This window comes from Streptomyces sp. S6 (assembly GCF_054880855.1).
Window position 1 is genome coordinate 1 of record NZ_JBTYMC010000660.1, and the last position, 1,222, is coordinate 1,222.

1 protein-coding gene and 1 pseudogene are annotated in these 1,222 nt (G+C 73.2%); one reads left to right on the forward strand and one right to left on the reverse strand.

The window, feature by feature from the left end; translation table 11 throughout:
* Nucleotides 1-161: pseudogene (locus ACVNF4_RS36230) on the reverse strand (SAM-dependent methyltransferase); the annotation flags it as partial.
* Between the two features lie 143 nt (nucleotides 162-304).
* Between ACVNF4_RS36230 and ACVNF4_RS36235 the strand changes: the two are divergent.
* Complete coding sequence (locus tag ACVNF4_RS36235; RefSeq protein ID WP_461807065.1) at nucleotides 305-1,084, forward strand: MHYT domain-containing protein; 780 nt, start codon at nucleotides 305-307, stop codon at nucleotides 1,082-1,084.
* Nucleotides 1,085-1,222: the final 138 nt, after the last annotated feature.

Sequence of the window (1,222 nt, forward strand, 5' to 3'; positions counted from 1 at the left end):
CCGCAGCCGGCGTCCAGGACGCGGTCGCCCGTACGCAGCTCCAGAGCGGCCACCGCGGCGGCGTAGGCGGGGCCGTCGCCGGCGAATCTGGCGTCCCACCCCGCCGCGCGGGCCGTGAAGAACTCCTGGACGTGCGTGCGGTCGTCGCTCATGCACCGCATGATCCCGCACGGCCACCCGGCCACCCGTAACGTGCACGTCCGGACGTGGCGCGATCACGTGCACGCCCGTCTCCGCCAGATTGCGGCACTTTCCGAAACGTGCCCCCTTTGCGCACCCTTGGCGGGACTAGCGTCCCTGAGCCATGGGACACCTGGACCACGCAGCCTTCGGCTGGCTGACCCCCGTGCTGTCGTACGTGATGGCCTGCACCGGCGCCGCCCTCGGGCTGCGCTGCACCGTACGCGCGCTCGCCGCCACCGGCCGCTCGCGCCGCAACTGGCTGATCACCGCAGCCTCCGCCATCGGCACCGGCATCTGGACCATGCACTTCGTGGCCATGCTCGGCTTCGCCGTCAGCGGCACCGACATCCGCTACGACGTGCCGCTGACCGTCCTCAGCCTCGCCGTCGCCATGGCCGTCGTCTGCGCGGGAGTGTTCGCCGTCGGCTACGGACGCGACCGCACGCGCGCGTTGCTGACCGGCGGGCTCACCACCGGGATCGGCGTCGCGAGCATGCACTACCTGGGCATGGCCGCCGTCCGGCTGCACGGAGACGTGCACTACGACCCGATGACGGTCGCCCTGTCCGTGGTGATCGCGATCGTCGCGGCCACCGCCGCGCTGTGGGCCGCGCTCAACATCGAGTCGCCCGTCGCGGTCACCATCGCCTCCCTCGTCATGGGCGCGGCCGTCAGCAGCATGCACTACACCGGGATGTTCGCGGTGAGCGTGCACGTCGAACCCTCCGGGGCGCCGCTGCCCGGAGCCACGGCGATGCAGTTCATCTTCCCGCTCGCCGTCGGCCTCGGCTCCTACCTCTTCCTGACCTCCGCCTTCGTCGCCCTGTCGCCCACCACCCGGGAACGCGAGGCGACCGCCTCCGCCCAGCAGACCGCCACCCCCGTCGGCACCAGCGCCTGACCGTCGTCCGAGCCCCCGACCCACCCGCCCAGCGAGGAGTCCATGCGTCCCCCCAGGAAGTCCGGCGCAGCCGGCACCGAACCGCCGCCCCCGGTACGCGGACGCCGCGCCCACGCCGGGCCGCCCGCCGACGAGCGC

Coding starts and splice junctions, on each gene's coding strand:
- ACVNF4_RS36235 (WP_461807065.1), top strand. CDS start 305: ATGGGACACCTGGACCACGCAGCCTTCGGCTGGCTGACCCCCGTGCTG.